This window comes from Photobacterium malacitanum, assembly GCF_900185615.1.
Classification (GTDB): Bacteria; Pseudomonadota; Gammaproteobacteria; order Enterobacterales; family Vibrionaceae; genus Photobacterium; species Photobacterium malacitanum.
Window position 1 is genome coordinate 1 of sequence record NZ_FYAK01000020.1, and the last position, 15,076, is coordinate 15,076.

General features: G+C 44.9%; 29 protein-coding genes and 1 rRNA gene. All 30 read right to left on the minus strand.

Features of this window, described 5'->3' with window-relative positions; all coding sequences use genetic code 11:
* A 16S ribosomal RNA gene (locus PMAL9190_RS19315) occupies positions 1 to 75 on the minus strand; the annotation flags it as partial.
* Positions 76 to 861: 786 nt separating this feature from the next.
* On the minus strand, positions 862 to 1,245 hold the full coding sequence (gene rplQ, locus PMAL9190_RS19320) for a 50S ribosomal protein L17 (protein ID WP_005370955.1): 384 nt from the start codon (positions 1,243 to 1,245) through the stop codon (positions 862 to 864).
* A 34-nt stretch (positions 1,246 to 1,279) separates the two neighbouring features.
* On the minus strand, positions 1,280 to 2,269 hold the full coding sequence (locus tag PMAL9190_RS19325; protein ID WP_036789646.1) for a DNA-directed RNA polymerase subunit alpha: 990 nt from the start codon (positions 2,267 to 2,269) through the stop codon (positions 1,280 to 1,282).
* 23 nt (positions 2,270 to 2,292) lie between these two features.
* The gene (gene rpsD / locus PMAL9190_RS19330; RefSeq protein ID WP_061000877.1) at positions 2,293 to 2,913 is read right to left on the minus strand and encodes a 30S ribosomal protein S4; all 621 of its coding nucleotides are present in this window, start codon (positions 2,911 to 2,913) and stop codon (positions 2,293 to 2,295) included.
* A gap of 32 nt (positions 2,914 to 2,945) precedes the next feature.
* Complete coding sequence (gene rpsK / locus PMAL9190_RS19335) at positions 2,946 to 3,335, minus strand: 30S ribosomal protein S11 (protein ID WP_005370963.1); 390 nt, start codon at positions 3,333 to 3,335, stop codon at positions 2,946 to 2,948.
* A 19-nt stretch (positions 3,336 to 3,354) separates the two neighbouring features.
* The gene (rpsM, locus tag PMAL9190_RS19340; RefSeq protein WP_005370966.1) at positions 3,355 to 3,711 is read right to left on the minus strand and encodes a 30S ribosomal protein S13; all 357 of its coding nucleotides are present in this window, start codon (positions 3,709 to 3,711) and stop codon (positions 3,355 to 3,357) included.
* Between the two features lie 145 nt (positions 3,712 to 3,856).
* Positions 3,857 to 3,970 carry a 50S ribosomal protein L36 gene (rpmJ, locus tag PMAL9190_RS19345; protein ID WP_000868186.1) on the minus strand — a complete coding sequence of 38 codons (114 nt, stop codon included), beginning with the start codon at positions 3,968 to 3,970 and terminating at the stop codon, positions 3,857 to 3,859.
* 31 nt (positions 3,971 to 4,001) lie between these two features.
* On the minus strand, positions 4,002 to 5,327 hold the full coding sequence (gene secY / locus PMAL9190_RS19350; RefSeq protein WP_061000879.1) for a preprotein translocase subunit SecY: 1,326 nt from the start codon (positions 5,325 to 5,327) through the stop codon (positions 4,002 to 4,004).
* 22 nt (positions 5,328 to 5,349) lie between these two features.
* Complete coding sequence (rplO, locus tag PMAL9190_RS19355; RefSeq protein WP_036789641.1) at positions 5,350 to 5,784, minus strand: 50S ribosomal protein L15; 435 nt, start codon at positions 5,782 to 5,784, stop codon at positions 5,350 to 5,352.
* A 5-nt stretch (positions 5,785 to 5,789) separates the two neighbouring features.
* On the minus strand, positions 5,790 to 5,969 hold the full coding sequence (rpmD, locus tag PMAL9190_RS19360) for a 50S ribosomal protein L30 (protein ID WP_005302823.1): 180 nt from the start codon (positions 5,967 to 5,969) through the stop codon (positions 5,790 to 5,792).
* Positions 5,970 to 5,974: 5 nt separating this feature from the next.
* Positions 5,975 to 6,472 carry a 30S ribosomal protein S5 gene (rpsE, locus tag PMAL9190_RS19365; RefSeq protein ID WP_061000881.1) on the minus strand — a complete coding sequence of 166 codons (498 nt, stop codon included), beginning with the start codon at positions 6,470 to 6,472 and terminating at the stop codon, positions 5,975 to 5,977.
* 12 nt (positions 6,473 to 6,484) lie between these two features.
* A complete protein-coding gene (gene rplR / locus PMAL9190_RS19370; RefSeq protein WP_087846914.1) occupies positions 6,485 to 6,838 on the minus strand; it encodes a 50S ribosomal protein L18 in 354 nt (117 codons plus the stop codon).
* Between the two features lie 9 nt (positions 6,839 to 6,847).
* The gene (gene rplF, locus PMAL9190_RS19375) at positions 6,848 to 7,381 is read right to left on the minus strand and encodes a 50S ribosomal protein L6 (protein WP_087846916.1); all 534 of its coding nucleotides are present in this window, start codon (positions 7,379 to 7,381) and stop codon (positions 6,848 to 6,850) included.
* 12 nt (positions 7,382 to 7,393) lie between these two features.
* The gene (gene rpsH / locus PMAL9190_RS19380) at positions 7,394 to 7,786 is read right to left on the minus strand and encodes a 30S ribosomal protein S8 (protein WP_087846918.1); all 393 of its coding nucleotides are present in this window, start codon (positions 7,784 to 7,786) and stop codon (positions 7,394 to 7,396) included.
* A 37-nt stretch (positions 7,787 to 7,823) separates the two neighbouring features.
* Positions 7,824 to 8,129, minus strand: a complete 306-nt coding sequence (gene rpsN / locus PMAL9190_RS19385; RefSeq protein WP_005370985.1) for a 30S ribosomal protein S14 — start codon at positions 8,127 to 8,129, stop codon at positions 7,824 to 7,826.
* Between the two features lie 15 nt (positions 8,130 to 8,144).
* The gene (rplE, locus tag PMAL9190_RS19390; protein ID WP_036789621.1) at positions 8,145 to 8,684 is read right to left on the minus strand and encodes a 50S ribosomal protein L5; all 540 of its coding nucleotides are present in this window, start codon (positions 8,682 to 8,684) and stop codon (positions 8,145 to 8,147) included.
* A gap of 15 nt (positions 8,685 to 8,699) precedes the next feature.
* Positions 8,700 to 9,011 carry a 50S ribosomal protein L24 gene (rplX, locus tag PMAL9190_RS19395; RefSeq protein WP_036789611.1) on the minus strand — a complete coding sequence of 104 codons (312 nt, stop codon included), beginning with the start codon at positions 9,009 to 9,011 and terminating at the stop codon, positions 8,700 to 8,702.
* Positions 9,012 to 9,023: 12 nt separating this feature from the next.
* The gene (rplN, locus tag PMAL9190_RS19400; protein ID WP_036789609.1) at positions 9,024 to 9,395 is read right to left on the minus strand and encodes a 50S ribosomal protein L14; all 372 of its coding nucleotides are present in this window, start codon (positions 9,393 to 9,395) and stop codon (positions 9,024 to 9,026) included.
* Positions 9,396 to 9,560: 165 nt separating this feature from the next.
* Entirely contained in the window at positions 9,561 to 9,815 is a 255-nt protein-coding gene (rpsQ, locus tag PMAL9190_RS19405) for a 30S ribosomal protein S17 (protein ID WP_087846920.1), read from the minus strand.
* Entirely contained in the window at positions 9,815 to 10,006 is a 192-nt protein-coding gene (gene rpmC / locus PMAL9190_RS19410) for a 50S ribosomal protein L29 (protein WP_036789604.1), read from the minus strand. The genes rpsQ and rpmC overlap by 1 nt, the downstream gene beginning before the upstream one ends.
* Positions 10,006 to 10,416 carry a 50S ribosomal protein L16 gene (gene rplP, locus PMAL9190_RS19415; RefSeq protein WP_036789596.1) on the minus strand — a complete coding sequence of 137 codons (411 nt, stop codon included), beginning with the start codon at positions 10,414 to 10,416 and terminating at the stop codon, positions 10,006 to 10,008. Before rplP ends, rpmC begins: the two co-directional genes overlap by 1 nt.
* A gap of 11 nt (positions 10,417 to 10,427) precedes the next feature.
* Entirely contained in the window at positions 10,428 to 11,117 is a 690-nt protein-coding gene (gene rpsC, locus PMAL9190_RS19420) for a 30S ribosomal protein S3 (RefSeq protein WP_036789594.1), read from the minus strand.
* Between the two features lie 19 nt (positions 11,118 to 11,136).
* The gene (gene rplV / locus PMAL9190_RS19425; RefSeq protein ID WP_005302797.1) at positions 11,137 to 11,469 is read right to left on the minus strand and encodes a 50S ribosomal protein L22; all 333 of its coding nucleotides are present in this window, start codon (positions 11,467 to 11,469) and stop codon (positions 11,137 to 11,139) included.
* 10 nt (positions 11,470 to 11,479) lie between these two features.
* Positions 11,480 to 11,758, minus strand: a complete 279-nt coding sequence (gene rpsS, locus PMAL9190_RS19430; RefSeq protein WP_005302795.1) for a 30S ribosomal protein S19 — start codon at positions 11,756 to 11,758, stop codon at positions 11,480 to 11,482.
* 18 nt (positions 11,759 to 11,776) lie between these two features.
* Positions 11,777 to 12,601, minus strand: a complete 825-nt coding sequence (gene rplB, locus PMAL9190_RS19435) for a 50S ribosomal protein L2 (protein ID WP_036789591.1) — start codon at positions 12,599 to 12,601, stop codon at positions 11,777 to 11,779.
* An 18-nt stretch (positions 12,602 to 12,619) separates the two neighbouring features.
* Positions 12,620 to 12,922, minus strand: a complete 303-nt coding sequence (gene rplW, locus PMAL9190_RS19440; protein ID WP_087846922.1) for a 50S ribosomal protein L23 — start codon at positions 12,920 to 12,922, stop codon at positions 12,620 to 12,622.
* Positions 12,919 to 13,521 (minus strand): 50S ribosomal protein L4, encoded by a 603-nt coding sequence (rplD, locus tag PMAL9190_RS19445; protein WP_036789587.1) that lies wholly within the window; start codon positions 13,519 to 13,521, stop codon positions 12,919 to 12,921. The genes rplW and rplD overlap by 4 nt, the downstream gene beginning before the upstream one ends.
* A gap of 16 nt (positions 13,522 to 13,537) precedes the next feature.
* Positions 13,538 to 14,167 (minus strand): 50S ribosomal protein L3, encoded by a 630-nt coding sequence (gene rplC, locus PMAL9190_RS19450; protein ID WP_036789584.1) that lies wholly within the window; start codon positions 14,165 to 14,167, stop codon positions 13,538 to 13,540.
* A gap of 14 nt (positions 14,168 to 14,181) precedes the next feature.
* A complete protein-coding gene (gene rpsJ / locus PMAL9190_RS19455; protein WP_002541412.1) occupies positions 14,182 to 14,493 on the minus strand; it encodes a 30S ribosomal protein S10 in 312 nt (103 codons plus the stop codon).
* A 452-nt stretch (positions 14,494 to 14,945) separates the two neighbouring features.
* A partial coding sequence (locus tag PMAL9190_RS19460) for an EF-Tu C-terminal domain-related protein (RefSeq protein ID WP_082955749.1) occupies positions 14,946 to 15,076 on the minus strand: 131 nt, incomplete at its 5' end.

Sequence of the window (15,076 nt, forward strand, 5' to 3'; positions counted from 1 at the left end):
CTGTTACCGCTCGACTTGCATGTGTTAGGCCTGCCGCCAGCGTTCAATCTGAGCCATGATCAAACTCTTCAATTAAAGTTTTGTTGTTTCTTTCGAAACGGCTCAATGAATACTGACTTCAAAACTAACTCTTCATAAATAAAGAGTGTAATTTTAAAGCTATTACCATTCCAACAGAATGGTAATGAATTGACTGTGCCGCTTTCTTATTTTTACTTTTTATAAAAAAGTAAAACAAAAAAGCAATCGAACTATTTCTAGCTCTAGGTCACTCAGTTCATTGATAAATCTTTCGACTTAACCATTCAACGAGTGCCCACACAGATTGCATGGTCAAATTGTTAAAGAACAATACTGACTTCGGGAACCGCTTGCGCCGTTGTCCGTGTCAGTGAGGTCGCATTATAGGGAGATTTTATCTGCTGACAAGCATATTTTTAATAAAAAAAATCGTTTGCTTGAATTTAAATCAAATTATAAATACCTGTTACTTTTATGACCACAATCATCCTAAATTAAATTTTTGAGGCTGTCCTGAAACAACAATATATCGTTATTAATATCTACTCTACTTCCAAAAATAGAGATCAATAGTAATTATTCCTACATACAACAACTAAAAAATGCAAAATTAAAATAATTGCTATTTCTCATCACTCACTATGCAGGCAATATGATAAATAGCTCGAATAAGAGTAGAAGTAGAAGTAGAAGTAGAAGTAGAAGTAGAAGTAGAAGTAGAAGTAGAAGTAGAAGTAGAAGTAGAAGTAGAAAATGATAGTTTGGAATTAATTACAATAAAATATCAAAAAAAAAGCCGAGTCCAAAGACTCGGCTTTCTTCTTATTTAATGGCTAGTGCTTATTCAGCAGCAGCTTCTTCCTTTGCAGGACGGTCTAATAACTCGATGTAAGCCATAGGAGCTTTATCACCAGTACGGAAACCGCACTTCATGATACGAGTGTAACCACCAGGACGCGCTGCAAAGCGTGGACCTAGTTCATTAAATAATTTCGCAACAACTTCGTTATCACGAGTACGAGCGAATGCAAGACGACGGTTAGCAACACTGTCGGTCTTAGCTAGGGTAATCAAAGGCTCAATTACGCGACGTAGCTCTTTTGCTTTAGGCAAGGTAGTCTTAATTAATTCGTGACGTACCAGAGAGCTAGCCATGTTGCTGAACATCGCTTTACGATGACTGCTGTTGCGGTTGAGTTGACGACCACTCTTACGATGGCGCATGACCTAATCCTTCTAACTAGATATCAGTAAACTGTTAATCTTCAGCGATTGATGCAGGTGGCCAATTTTCTAGGCGCATACCTAGAGATAGACCACGAGAAGCTAATACATCTTTGATTTCTGTCAAAGACTTCTTACCAAGGTTTGGCGTTTTAAGAAGCTCAACCTCAGTACGCTGAACAAGATCACCGATGTAATGGATCGCTTCTGCTTTCAGACAGTTAGCAGAGCGAACAGTTAGTTCAAGATCGTCTACAGGACGCAGTAGGATCGGATCGAACTCCGGCTTCTCTTCTTTTTCTTCAGGAACTCGTACATCGCGAAGATCTACAAATGCATCCAATTGTTCAGCAAGAATTGTTGCTGCACGACGGATAGCTTCCTCAGGATCAAGAGTACCATTAGTCTCCATATCGATTACTAGCTTGTCTAGGTCAGTACGTTGTTCTACACGTGCTGCCTCTACCGCGTAAGCGATACGGTCCACTGGGCTGTAAGTAGCATCTACTAACAAACGACCAATTGGACGCTCATCTTCTTCAGTGTGAATACGAGCTGATGCTGGTACGTAGCCGCGACCACGTTCTACCTTGATGCGCATGCTTAATTCAGCATTATCATCAGTTAAATGGCAGATTACGTGTTCTGGGTTCGCAATCTCAACATCACCATCATGGGTGATGTCACCTGCAACAACAGGGCCTGCACCAGATTTGTTCAGAGTAAGAATAACTTCATCTTTACCCTCAACCTTAACGGCTAGACCTTTAAGGTTAAGAAGAATTTCAAGGATATCCTCCTGAACGCCTTCTTTGGTGCTGTACTCATGTAACACACCGTCGATCTCTACTTCAGTTACAGCACAACCTGGCATTGAAGATAGCAAAATACGACGAAGAGCGTTTCCTAGAGTGTGGCCGAAACCACGCTCCAATGGCTCTAGAGTTACTTTTGCGTGCGTAGAGCTAACTTGTTCGATGTCAACTAGACGCGGCTTAAGAAATTCTGTTACAGAACCCTGCATTGTGTCCTCTCTTAACTGTAGCTTTACTTAGAGTAAAGCTCGACGATCAGGTGTTCGTTGATGTCGGCAGACAAATCAGAACGTTCTGGAAGACGCTTAAACGTACCTTCCATCTTGCTGCTGTCTACTTCGACCCAAGTCGGTAGTTCACGCTGTGTAGCAACTTCAAGAGCTGCTTTAATGCGTGCTTGGTTCTTAGCTTTCTCACGAATGCTAACAACGTCGTTTGCCGCTACCTTGAAAGAAGGAACGTTTACGACTTGACCGTTAACTAGAATCGCTTTGTGGCTTACCAATTGACGAGATTCAGCGCGAGTTGCACCAAAGCCCATGCGGTAAACTACGTTATCTAAACGACCTTCAAGAAGCTGAAGCAGGTTTTCACCTGTGTTACCCTTGATGCGGGCAGCTGTCTTGTAGTAGTTACGGAATTGTTTTTCTAGTACGCCATATGTACGACGAACTTTCTGCTTCTCACGAAGCTGAACGCCGTAATCAGATAGACGACCGCGACGAGCACCATGTTGGCCCGGAGCGTTATCAATCTTACACTTGGTATCAATCGCACGTACACCAGACTTAAGGAATAAGTCAGTGCCTTCGCGACGGCTAAGCTTTAGCTTAGGACCCAAATATCTTGCCATTTTTCTTTCTCCAAATTCCTAGAAACGAAACGTTATACGCGACGTTTCTTAGGTGGACGACAACCGTTATGAGGGATCGGAGTCGCATCAACAATGTTAGTGATACGGAAACCCGCTGCGTTTAGAGCACGGATTGTTGACTCACGACCAGGACCTGGGCCCTTAACCATAACTTCTAGGTTCTTAACGCCATATTCTTTGGCCATTTCACCACAACGCTCAGCAGCAACCTGTGCAGCGAACGGAGTAGATTTACGAGAACCACGGAAACCTGAACCGCCAGCAGTTGCCCATGAAAGAGCATTACCTTGACGATCAGTAATGGTTACGATTGTGTTATTGAAAGAAGCATGGATGTGCGCAACGCCATCGGCTACTTGCTTGCGTACGCGCTTACGAGCGCGAGTTGGTTGTTTTGCCATTGTACTCTACCTTATCCGACTATTTTTTGATCGGCTTGCGCGGACCCTTACGGGTACGTGCGTTGGTTTTAGTACGCTGTCCACGTAGAGGTAGACTGCGACGGTGACGAAGACCACGGTAACAACCAAGGTCCATAAGGCGCTTGATGTTCATGGAAATTTCACGACGAAGATCACCTTCTACAGTGTACTTAGCTACACCATCACGCAGTAGATCGATCTGTTCTTCAGTTAGTTCACTGATCTTAACATCTTCAGCAATACCCGTCTCAGCTAAAATAGCTTGAGAACGTGTTTTACCAATGCCGTAAATCGCAGTTAATGCAATTACAGCGTGTTTCTGATCAGGAATGTTAATGCCTGCAATACGGGCCACTATTCACTCCTAGTACTTTACAAGAATAACCGCTGCAGAGCCCGTTCAGGATACGCAGCGGTGGTACAATTCTTTTGCACATAACAAAAGATGGTTGACTAATTTAGCCAACCTATCTTCAATTTGCAAGAAATATTTCTGCTAATTAGCCTTGGCGTTGTTTATGCTTTGGCTCACTGCAAATTACACGCACAACACCGTTGCGCTTGATAACTTTACAGTTACGGCAGATTTTCTTAACGGAAGCACGAACTTTCATTGCTAAACTCCGTAAATATGGAAAACTAAACTTAGCGACCGTAGCCTTTTAGGTTAGCTTTTTTCAATACTGACTCATATTGTTGAGACATCAAATGTGTCTGAACTTGAGCCATGAAATCCATGATAACAACAACTACGATTAGTAAGGAAGTACCACCAAAATAGAAGCGTACGTTCCATGCAATCATCATGAACTCGGGGATCAGACAGATAAAGGTGATATACAACGCACCCGCAAGGGTTAGTCGAGTCATTACTTTATCAATGTACATTGCGGTCTGTTCACCCGGGCGGATACCAGGTATGAATGCTCCAGACTTCTTCAAGTTATCAGCTGTCTCGCGAGGGTTAAACACCAACGCGGTATAGAAGAAACAGAAGAATATAATTGCAGCAGCGTAGAGCATTACATAAAGTGGCTGTCCTGGACTAAGAGCAAGTGAAATATCACTTAACCAGCCAAGACCTTCACTTTGTCCAAACCACTGAGCCAGTGTGCCTGGAAACAGAATAATACTCGATGCGAAAATTGCTGGGATTACACCGGCCATGTTGATTTTCAACGGCAAGTGTGTGCTCTGCGCAGCAAAGACACGACGGCCCTGTTGACGCTTGGCGTAGTTAACGACGATACGACGTTGACCACGTTCCATGAACACTACAAAGTAAATCACAGCAAAAGATATAACCGCAATTAACAGTAGAAGAAGTACGTGCAATTCACCTTGACGCGCTTGCTCTACGGTCTGTCCAATAGCTGGCGGCAAACCAGCAACGATACCAGTGAAAATAATCACTGATATACCGTTACCAATGCCACGCTCGGTAACTTGCTCACCTAACCACATTAAGAACATGGTACCAGTAACCAAACTAACCACGGCAACAAAATAGAAACTAGGACCTGGATTATGTACCAGACCTGGAATCATACTTGGTAACCCCGTTGCAATACCAATTGCTTGGAAGGTTGCCAATACAAGCGTACCGTATCGGGTGTACTGACTAATCTTACGACGGCCAGCTTCACCTTCTTTCTTCAACTCAGCCAAAGCTGGATGAACTACTGTTAGCAGCTGGACGATAATGGACGCAGAAATATACGGCATTATGCCCAGAGCTAAAATAGAAGCACGCGAGAGTGCACCACCAGAGAACATGTTAAACATCTCAATGATGGTACCCTTTTGCTGCTCGAACAGACTGGCAAGTACAGTAGCGTCAATACCAGGAATAGGCACAAAGGATCCAGCTCGGAATATTAATATCGCACCTAATACAAAGAGAAGGCGTGACTTAAGCTCTGCTAGGCCACCTTGTCCACTACGAAAATCTTGTCCTGGTTGTTTAGCCATCTGTACCTCATCCTCGAGTTAATTATTCCTCGATTTTACCGCCAGCAGCTTCGATAGCAGCTAAAGCGCCTTTAGTAACGCGTAGGCCTTTCACTGTTACTGAACGAGCGATATCACCAGAAAGTACAACTTTCACGAACTTAATGTCCTTAGTGATAACATTCGCAGCTTTTAGTGTTTCAAGGCTTACAACATCACCTTCAACTTTCGCTAGCTCTGCTAGACGAACTTCAGCTGTTACTAGGCTCTTACGAGACGTAAAACCGAACTTTGGTAGACGCTGTTTCAAAGGCATTTGACCGCCTTCAAAACCTGGGCGAACAGAACCACCTGAACGTGATTTCTGACCTTTAACACCACGGCCACAAGTTTTACCTAGACCTGAACCGATACCACGGCCTACGCGCTTCGCAGAAGGCTTAGAACCAGCAGCCGGTGATAGAGTATTCAAACGCATACTGATTACTCCTCAACTTTAACCATGTAGTAAACTTTGTTGATCATGCCGCGTACGCAAGCAGTATCTTCAAGTTCAACAGTGTGGTTGATGCGACGAAGGCCTAGGCCGCGCAAAGTAGCTTTATGCTTCGGTAAACGACCGATAGAGCTCTTTGTTTGGGTTACTTTAATAGTTTTAGCCATGTCGATTACTCCAGAATTTCTTTAACAGAAAGACCACGTTTAGCAGCGATCATTTCTGGAGAGTTCATTCCACTTAAACCAGCAATGGTTGCGCGAACAACGTTGATTGGGTTAGTAGAACCGTATGTTTTTGCTAGTACGTTACGGATACCCGCAACTTCTAGCACTGCACGCATTGCGCCACCGGCGATGATACCAGTACCTTCTGATGCAGGCTGCATGTACACTTGAGAACCAGTGTGACGGCCTTTAACAGCGTGGTGAAGAGTACCTTCGTTGATTGCGATCGTAACCATGTTACGACGTGCTTTTTCCATCGCTTTCTGGATTGCAGCAGGCACTTCACGTGCTTTACCGTAACCAAAACCGATGCGACCGTTACCGTCACCAACTACTGTTAGTGCAGTAAAGCTGAAAATACGACCACCTTTAACCGTTTTTGAAACACGGTTAACAGCGATCAGTTTTTCATTCAAATCTGATTGTGTCTTTTCGTTAGCCATCTTCCGCCTACCTTAGAATTTCAGACCAGCTTCACGAGCAGCTTCTGCTAGTGTAGCGATACGGCCGTGGTATTGGAAACCAGAACGATCGAATGCAACGTTAGAGATGCCTTTTTCAATCGCGCGCTCAGCAATAGCTTTACCTACAACTGCAGCAGCGTCTTTGTTTCCGGTACTCTTAACTTGCTCACGGATCGCTTTTTCTAAAGTAGAAGCGGCTGCGATAACCTCAGAGCCGTTCGGTGCGATTACCTGAGCGTACACGTGACGTGGAGTACGGTGTACAACTAGGCGAGTTGCGCCCAGTTCAGCAATCTTACGACGTGCTCGGGTCGCACGACGGATACGAGATGCTTTCTTATCCATAGTGTTACCTTACTTCTTCTTAGCTTCTTTAGTACGCACAACTTCGTCGGCGTAACGAACACCTTTACCTTTGTAAGGCTCAGGGCTACGGTAAGCGCGAATATCAGCAGCTACCTGACCAACTAACTGCTTATCAGTACCTGTAAGTACGATTTCAGTTTGTGATGGACATTCAGCTTTGATACCTGCTGGAAGTTCGTGCTCAACTGGATGAGAGAAACCTAGAGTTAAGCCTACAGAGTTGCCTTTGATAGCAGCACGGTAACCTACACCCTTAAGAGTCAGCTTCTTAGTGAAGCCTTCAGTAACACCAACAACCATGTTGTTAACTAGTGCACGAGCAGTACCTGCTTGTGCCCAAGCTTTATCGAACCCTTCACGAGGACCGAAAGTAACTTTGTTCTCTTCCAAAGTTAGAACTACTGCTGGGTTCATCATGCGAACTAGTTCGCCTTTAGAACCTTTAACAGTAATTTCCTGACCGTTAAGCTTAACTTCTACGCCGGCAGGGAAAACTACTGGTGCTTTTGCAACACGAGACATGTTCTACTCCTATTATGCTACGTAGCAGATAATCTCACCGCCAAGACCCGCTTTGCGTGCAGCACGGTCGGTCATAAGACCCTTGGAAGTGGAAACGATAGCAATACCAAGGCCACCCATCACTGATGGTAGCGCACCTTTTTTCTTGTAGATGCGTAGACCAGGACGTGATACACGTTGGATTTGCTCAATAACTGGGTTAGCTTCGAAGTACTTAAGAGTAACTTCTAGCTCTGGCTTAACATCACCTGTTACAGTGTAGTCAGCCACGAAACCTTCTTCTTGTAATAATGCTGCAATTGCAACTTTAAGCTTAGAAGATGGCATTTTAACAGCAACTTTTTTCGCTGCCTGACCGTTACGAAGACGGGTCAGCATATCCGAAATCGGATCTTGCATGCTCATAAGTTAATACTCCGTGATTCTGAATTGCTTACTGGTATTACCAGCTTGCTTTACGTAGACCCGGAATCTCGCCTTTCATGCAAGCTTCACGAACCTTGATACGGCTAAGACCGAACTTACGTAGGTAGCCGTGTGGACGTCCAGTCTGGTTACAGCGATTACGCTGACGAGACTTCGCAGAATCACGTGGTAGTGACTGAAGCTTAAGCACTGCATTCCAGCGATCTTCTTCAGACGCATTCACGTCGCTAATTAGAGCTTTTAGCGCAGCACGCTTTTCAGCGAACTTAGCTACTAGCTTGGCACGTTTAGCTTCACGTGCCTTCATTGATTCTTTAGCCATTAGTAACCCTTACTTTTACTTACGGAATGGGAAGTTAAAAGCAGACAGTAGAGCTAGAGCTTCTTCATCAGATTTAGCAGAAGTTGTGATTGTGATGTCTAAACCACGTACACGATCTACTTTATCGAAATCGATTTCTGGGAAGATGATCTGCTCACGAACGCCCATGCTGTAGTTACCACGACCATCGAATGATTTCGGGTTTAAACCACGGAAATCTCGAATACGAGGTACAGCAATTGAAATTAGACGCTCGAAAAAGTCCCACATACGCTCGCCACGTAAGGTTACTTTACAGCCAATAGGGTAGCCCTCACGGATCTTAAAGCCTGCAACTGACTTACGTGCTACTGTGATTAGCGGCTTCTGACCTGCAATTGCAGTCATGTCAGCAGCAGCGTTTTCTAGCAGCTTCTTGTCGTTGATAGCTTCGCCCACACCCATGTTAAGTGTGATCTTTTCGATCCTTGGGACTTGCATGATACTCTTGTATTCGAACTTGCCAGCAAGGTCTTTTACAACAGTCTCTTTGTAGTAATCATGCAGTTTCGCCATAGTACTACTCCAAACTTACTTGATAGTTTCGCCAGTCGATTTAAAGAAACGAACTTTTTTGTCGTCTTCAAATCGGAAGCCTACACGGTCCGCTTTACCTTGACCGTTAACGATAGCAACATTAGACGCATCGATCGCAGCTTCCTGCTCAACAATACCGCCTTGAACACCCATTGCCGGAACCGGCTTCTGGTGTTTCTTAACCATGTTAATACCTTCAACGATAACTTTACCGGTTGCTAGAACCTTAGTTACCTTACCAGTCTTGCCTTTGTCTTTACCAGCAAGAATGATAACTTCGTCGTTACGACGGATTTTAGCTGCCATTATAGTCGCTCCTTAAAGTACTTCTGGCGCTAGTGATACAATCTTCATGAATTTCGTATTACGAAGTTCACGAGTCACAGGGCCAAAGATACGGGTACCGATAGGTTGCTCAGTAGTGTCGTTCAACAATACGCAAGCATTACGGTCAAAGCGAATGACAGAGCCATCTTGACGACGAACGCCTTTACGGGTGCGTACAACCACCGCTTTCAGGACATCACCTTTCTTAACTTTACCGCGTGGAATTGCTTCCTTTACAGTAATCTTGATGATGTCACCGATATGTGCATAGCGACGGTGAGAACCACCCAGAACCTTAATACACATTACGCTACGTGCGCCGGAGTTATCCGCAGCATCAAGCATACTTTGCATTTGGATCATGTTAGTGCTCCGCTAATTTAAAACATCTAGACCCAAATCGAGTCGATATGCCTTTTCTTCAAAGGCGGCGAATAATAACACCATTTTCGACCGATGGGTAGATAAAAAAATGAACGGCCCTAAGTTTTTCAGGGCCGCTTACTTAAATAGCTGAAAAGTCAGTAATTAGATACGTGCTTTTTCAACTACGCGTACCAGTGTCCAAGACTTAGTCTTTGACATTGGACGGCACTCACGAACTTCAACCATGTCGCCTAGGCCACATTCGTTGTTTTCGTCGTGTGCATGAAGCTTAGTCGTGCGTGTGATGTACTTACCGTAGATCGGGTGCTTCACTTTACGCTCGATAGCAACAACAAGAGACTTATCGCCTTTGTTGCTAACTACACGACCAAGCTGAGTACGGATTTGATCGCTCATTATGCGCCAGCCTTCTCAGTCAGTACAGTTTTAACACGTGCGATATCACGACGTACAGTTTTAAGATTATGAGTCTGCTGTAGTTGACCAGTCGCAGCTTGCATGCGCAAGTTAAACTGTTCACGTAGCAAATTCACAAGCTCTGCATTAAGCTCTTCAACGCTTTTAGCGCGTAGATCTAGTGCATTCATCACATCACCGCCTTAATTACGAATGTTGTCTTGATTGGTAGCTTACGTGCAGCAAGATTAAATGCTTCACGAGCTAGTGCTTCAGGAACACCACCCATTTCGTATAGAACTTTACCTGGTTGAATTTGTGCAACCCAGTACTCCACACTACCCTTACCTTTACCTTGACGAACTTCAAGAGGCTTAGATGTGATTGGTTTGTCTGGGAATACACGAATCCAGATTTGGCCCTGACGTTTTACATGACGAGTCATAGCACGACGTGCAGCTTCGATCTGACGAGCAGTTAGTCGACCACGACCAACAGCTTTAAGACCAAATTGACCAAAGCTTACATCAGTACCGTTCGCTAAACCGCGGTTACGACCTTTAAAGGCCTTGCGGAATTTAGTGCGTTTAGGTTGCAGCATCAATAAACTCCTTATTTACGGCTTTTGCGCTGCTTCTTAGGCTTGTCAGCCTTTGGCTCTTCAACCGGCATGCCGCCTAGAACTTCACCTTTGAAGATCCAAACTTTAACGCCGATAACACCGTATTGGGTGTGAGCCGAAGAAGTTGCGTAATCAATGTCAGCACGAAGAGTGTGTAGAGGCACACGGCCTTCACGGTACCACTCAGTACGTGCGATTTCAGCACCGCCTAGACGGCCGCTTACTTCAACTTTGATACCCTTAGCGCCAAGACGCATAGCGTTTTGAACTGCACGCTTCATCGCGCGACGGAACATAACACGACGCTCTAGTTGAGACGAAATGCTGTCTGCTACTAGTTGACCATCTAGTTCTGGTTTACGTACTTCAGCGATGTTGATCTGAGCTGGAACGCCCGCGATCTTCGCAACTGCTGCACGTAGTTTCTCTACGTCTTCACCTTTCTTACCGATTACTACGCCTGGACGAGCAGTGTGAATAGTCACACGGATGCTCTTAGCAGGACGCTCGATAACGATGCGTGATAGAGATGCTTTTGCTAGTTCCTTAGTAAGGAACTGGCGTACCTTGAAATCGCCGTCTAGGTTGTCAGCGAATTCTTGGCTGTTAGCAAACCAAGTGGTATTCCAAGGCTTACAGATGCCTAAACGAATACCATTAGGATGTACTTTCTGACCCATTGCTTTCTCTCCTAGTCTCTTAGCGGTCTGCTACAACAACAGTGATGTGGCTAGAACGCTTCAAGATGCGATCGGCACGGCCTTTAGCACGAGGCATAATACGCTTCATGGTAGGACCTTCGTCAACGAAGATTTTAGCAACATTAAGATCATCAATGTCTGCGCCTTCGTTGTGTTCTGCGTTAGCGATAGCTGACTCTAGAACTTTCTTGATTAAATCAGCAGCTTTTTTGTTGCTGAAGTTAAGAATTTCTAGAGCTTGAGCAACTGGCTTACCGCGCAGTTGATCTGCAACCAAACGAGCTTTTTGCGGCGAGATGCGAGCAAAGCGATGTTTAGCGATAGCTTCCATTACCTACTCCTTAGCGCTTTTTAGCTTTCTTATCCGCAGCATGACCGCGGTAAGTACGTGTTGGTGCAAATTCGCCTAGCTTGTGACCGATCATTTCTTCAGAAACGAAAACAGGAACGTGCTGACGACCATTATGGACAGCGATGGTCAAACCGATCATCTGAGGGATGATCATTGAGCGACGGGACCAAGTCTTAACAGGCTTTTTGTCTCCGCTTTCCAACGCTTTCTCTACCTTCTTCAGCAAGTGTAGGTCAATGAATGGACCTTTCTTGAGAGAACGTGGCATGGCGTATCCTCTTTATAATTACTTATTACGACGACGTACGATGTACTTGTCGGTGCGCTTGTTGCTACGAGTCTTATAACCCTTAGTTGGAACGCCCCAAGGTGTTACTGGATGACGACCGCCTGATGTACGACCTTCACCACCACCGTGTGGGTGATCCACTGGGTTCATTACAACACCACGTACAGTTGGACGAACACCGCGCCAGCGTGAAGCACCAGCTTTACCTAGCTCACGTAGCATGTGTTCTGCGTTACCAACTTCACCTAGAGTCGCACGACCGTCAGCAAGAACTTTACGCATTTCACCAGAACGTAGACGTAGAGTCACATAAGTGCCTGCACGTGCAATGATCTGAGCGTATGCACCAGCTGAACGAGCCAGCTGTGCACCTTTACCAGGCTTAAGTTCAACACAGTGTACTGTTGAACCTACTGGGATGTTGCGCATTGGTAAAGTGTTACCAACTTTGATAGCAGCATCTTCGCCAGACTGGATCATATCACCAGCTTGGATACCTTTAGGTGCGATAATGTAGCGGCGCTCACCGTCTGCGTACAGAACTAGAGCAATGTTTGCGCTACGGTTTGGATCGTATTCTAGACGCTCAACTTTCGCTGGGATGCCATCTTTAGTACGTTTAAAGTCAATTAGACGGTAGTGTTGTTTGTTACCACCACCGATATGACGTACTGTGATACGACCGTTATTGTTACGACCACCTGACTTAGAGTTTTTCTCTAGTAGTGGTGCGTACGGCTTACCCTTATGCAGGTCAGAGTTAACCACTTTTACTACGTGGCGACGACCTGGGGAAGTCGGCTTACATTTTACAATAGCCATTCTTCTTTGCTCCTAGCCTTACTCTGCACTACCAGCGAAGTCGATGTCTTGACCTTCTTTCAAGATAACATACGCTTTCTTCACGTCTGAACGACGGCCTTGGCGCATACCTTGACGTTTGGTCTTACCCTTAGTGATAAGAGTATTTACAGACTTAACTTCAACCTCAAACAGTTTTTCAACTGCTGCTTTGATCTCTCTCTTTGTCGCAGTCATAGCAACTTTAAACACGATAGTATTCGCGTTTTCAGCAGCCATTGATGCTTTTTCAGAGATGTGCGGAGCACGTAGAACTTTTAAAATACGCTCTTCAGTGATCATGCTAGCATCTCCTCAATCGCTTTAACTGCAGCTGCAGTCATTACAATTTTATCGAAAGCGATCAAGCTAACTGGATCGATTGCCGCTGCATCACGTACGTCTACTTTGTATAGGTTACGTGCTGCAAGGAATAGATTCTCATCTAGTTCGCCAGTTACGATTAGTGCATCAGTTAGCTCAAGCTCTTTAAGCTTAGCAACTAGTGCTTTTGTCTTTGGTGCTTCTAGAGTGAAGTTTTCAACAACGATTAAACGCTCTTGACGAACTAACTCAGAAAGAATGCTCTTCATAGCACCGCGGTACATTTTCTTGTTTACTTTTTGGCTGTGATCCTGAGGACGAGCAGCGAAAGTAACACCACCAGAACGCCATAGCGGACTGCGGATTGTACCTGCACGAGCGCGACCAGTACCCTTCTGGCGCCATGGCTTAGCGCCACCACCAGAAACGTCTGAACGAGTCTTCTGAGCACGTGTACCCTGACGAGCACCTGCTGCAAACGCAACAACTACTTGGTGTACAAGCGCTTCATTGAAATCACGCCCAAAAGTAGTTTCGGAGACAGTTAGCGCGTTAGCGCCTTTGACTACCAATTCCATTACTAACTCCTCGACGTTACGCTTTAACAGCTGGTTTAACGATCACGTTACCGCCTGTAGCACCAGGGACTGCACCTTTAATAAGAAGCAGATTGCGCTCAGCGTCAACACGTACGATCTCTAGGTTTTGAGTCGTTACACGCTCAGCACCCATGTGACCAGCCATTTTCTTGCCTTTAAATACACGACCTGGAGTTTGACATTGGCCAATTGAACCCGGAGCGCGGTGAGACAAGGAGTTACCATGGGTCATATCTTGAGTACGGAAGTTCCAGCGCTTAATAGCACCTTGGAAGCCCTTACCTTTAGATGTACCAGTAACGTCTACTTTTTTAATTTCGTTAAAGATTTCAACACTTAGCTCAGCGCCAACTGCGAATTCTTCATTATTTTCTAGACGGAATTCCCAAAGACCGCGGCCAGCTTCTACACCTGCTTTCGCAAAGTGACCAGCTTCTGGCTTAGATACGCGGCTAGCTTTCTTAGTTCCAGCTGTTACTTGAATAGCGTTGTAACCGTCAGTTTCTACAGATTTAACCTGAGTAACGCGGTTGTTTTCAACTTCAACAACAGTAACTGGAATAGAAATGCCATCTTCGGTAAAGATGCGGGTCATGCCCACTTTACGACCGATTAGACCAATCATTCTCTTATCTCCCCTTAACCTAGGCTGATCTGAACGTCAACGCCAGCTGCTAGATCTAGACGCATCAGAGCATCAACAGTTTTATCTGTAGGCTCAACGATGTCGATAAGGCGCTTGTGTGTACGAATTTCGTACTGGTCACGTGCGTCCTTATTAACGTGTGGAGAAATAAGAACAGTGAAACGTTCTTTGCGAGTTGGTAGAGGGATTGGACCCTTAACCTGTGCGCCAGTACGTTTAGCTGTTTCAACGATTTCCGCAGTAGACTGGTCGATCAAACGGTGATCGAACGCCTTTAGGCGGATACGAATACGTTGGTTCTGCATTAGACAGAGCTCCAAATAAAAATTACACAAACAATATCGCCACTCACGTTCGTAAAGACGAAGGAATGTCGATTGATTTATGTGAACGTAGCATCCCTATCGGATGCATTGTCAGCCAATTTAATGACTGCGAACATAAGTCAGAGTGTACATTATGAAACATACTTGGCAAGCCAGTAGTAAGTTTCTCCTCAACGCTTATTGGTTCACAACAGCACTTACAAGACTTCGTCTCAGGCAGTGTCGAGCATTATACAGATCACACTTTTGAAATCAAGCCTTGATCGATAAATAAGCAACATTCAAATTGTTACTCTTTATTATCAATAGCTTAAACATCTACAATTGTAATGATTTGCTTGCCCTACCCGCTTAAGGCGTTATCCATGTAGTTATTCATATAAAAAAAGGGAGCCTAAGCTCCCTTTTTTGTACGTAAGTACTAAATGTTATTAAGCAACGATAGTTGCAACAACACCAGCACCAACTGTACGGCCACCTTCACGGATAGCAAAACGTAGACCTTCGTCCATCGCGATAGGTGCGATTAGAGTAACAGTCATAGAGATGTTATCACCAGGCA

Bases quoted from the DNA above. Each gene is read 5' to 3' on its own strand.
- rplQ (WP_005370955.1), bottom strand. From the start codon at position 1,245: ATGCGCCATCGTAAGAGTGGTCGTCAACTCAACCGCAACAGCAGTCAT.
- PMAL9190_RS19325 (WP_036789646.1), bottom strand. From the start codon at position 2,269: ATGCAGGGTTCTGTAACAGAATTTCTTAAGCCGCGTCTAGTTGACATC.
- rpsD (WP_061000877.1), bottom strand. From the start codon at position 2,913: ATGGCAAGATATTTGGGTCCTAAGCTAAAGCTTAGCCGTCGCGAAGGC.
- rpsK (WP_005370963.1), bottom strand. From the start codon at position 3,335: ATGGCAAAACAACCAACTCGCGCTCGTAAGCGCGTACGCAAGCAAGTA.
- rpmJ (WP_000868186.1), bottom strand. From the start codon at position 3,970: ATGAAAGTTCGTGCTTCCGTTAAGAAAATCTGCCGTAACTGTAAAGTT.
- secY (WP_061000879.1), bottom strand. From the start codon at position 5,327: ATGGCTAAACAACCAGGACAAGATTTTCGTAGTGGACAAGGTGGCCTA.
- rplO (WP_036789641.1), bottom strand. From the start codon at position 5,784: ATGCGTTTGAATACTCTATCACCGGCTGCTGGTTCTAAGCCTTCTGCG.
- rpmD (WP_005302823.1), bottom strand. From the start codon at position 5,969: ATGGCTAAAACTATTAAAGTAACCCAAACAAAGAGCTCTATCGGTCGT.
- rpsE (WP_061000881.1), bottom strand. From the start codon at position 6,472: ATGGCTAACGAAAAGACACAATCAGATTTGAATGAAAAACTGATCGCT.
- rplR (WP_087846914.1), bottom strand. From the start codon at position 6,838: ATGGATAAGAAAGCATCTCGTATCCGTCGTGCGACCCGAGCACGTCGT.
- rplF (WP_087846916.1), bottom strand. From the start codon at position 7,381: ATGTCTCGTGTTGCAAAAGCACCAGTAGTTTTCCCTGCCGGCGTAGAA.
- rpsH (WP_087846918.1), bottom strand. From the start codon at position 7,786: ATGAGCATGCAAGATCCGATTTCGGATATGCTGACCCGTCTTCGTAAC.
- rpsN (WP_005370985.1), bottom strand. From the start codon at position 8,129: ATGGCTAAAGAATCAATGAAGGCACGTGAAGCTAAACGTGCCAAGCTA.
- rplE (WP_036789621.1), bottom strand. From the start codon at position 8,684: ATGGCGAAACTGCATGATTACTACAAAGAGACTGTTGTAAAAGACCTT.
- rplX (WP_036789611.1), bottom strand. From the start codon at position 9,011: ATGGCAGCTAAAATCCGTCGTAACGACGAAGTTATCATTCTTGCTGGT.
- rplN (WP_036789609.1), bottom strand. From the start codon at position 9,395: ATGATCCAAATGCAAAGTATGCTTGATGCTGCGGATAACTCCGGCGCA.
- rpsQ (WP_087846920.1), bottom strand. From the start codon at position 9,815: ATGAGCGATCAAATCCGTACTCAGCTTGGTCGTGTAGTTAGCAACAAA.
- rpmC (WP_036789604.1), bottom strand. From the start codon at position 10,006: ATGAATGCACTAGATCTACGCGCTAAAAGCGTTGAAGAGCTTAATGCA.
- rplP (WP_036789596.1), bottom strand. From the start codon at position 10,416: ATGCTGCAACCTAAACGCACTAAATTCCGCAAGGCCTTTAAAGGTCGT.
- rpsC (WP_036789594.1), bottom strand. From the start codon at position 11,117: ATGGGTCAGAAAGTACATCCTAATGGTATTCGTTTAGGCATCTGTAAG.
- rplV (WP_005302797.1), bottom strand. From the start codon at position 11,469: ATGGAAGCTATCGCTAAACATCGCTTTGCTCGCATCTCGCCGCAAAAA.
- rpsS (WP_005302795.1), bottom strand. From the start codon at position 11,758: ATGCCACGTTCTCTCAAGAAAGGTCCATTCATTGACCTACACTTGCTG.
- rplB (WP_036789591.1), bottom strand. From the start codon at position 12,601: ATGGCTATTGTAAAATGTAAGCCGACTTCCCCAGGTCGTCGCCACGTA.
- rplW (WP_087846922.1), bottom strand. From the start codon at position 12,922: ATGATCACTGAAGAGCGTATTTTAAAAGTTCTACGTGCTCCGCACATC.
- rplD (WP_036789587.1), bottom strand. From the start codon at position 13,521: ATGGAATTGGTAGTCAAAGGCGCTAACGCGCTAACTGTCTCCGAAACT.
- rplC (WP_036789584.1), bottom strand. From the start codon at position 14,167: ATGATTGGTCTAATCGGTCGTAAAGTGGGCATGACCCGCATCTTTACC.
- rpsJ (WP_002541412.1), bottom strand. From the start codon at position 14,493: ATGCAGAACCAACGTATTCGTATCCGCCTAAAGGCGTTCGATCACCGT.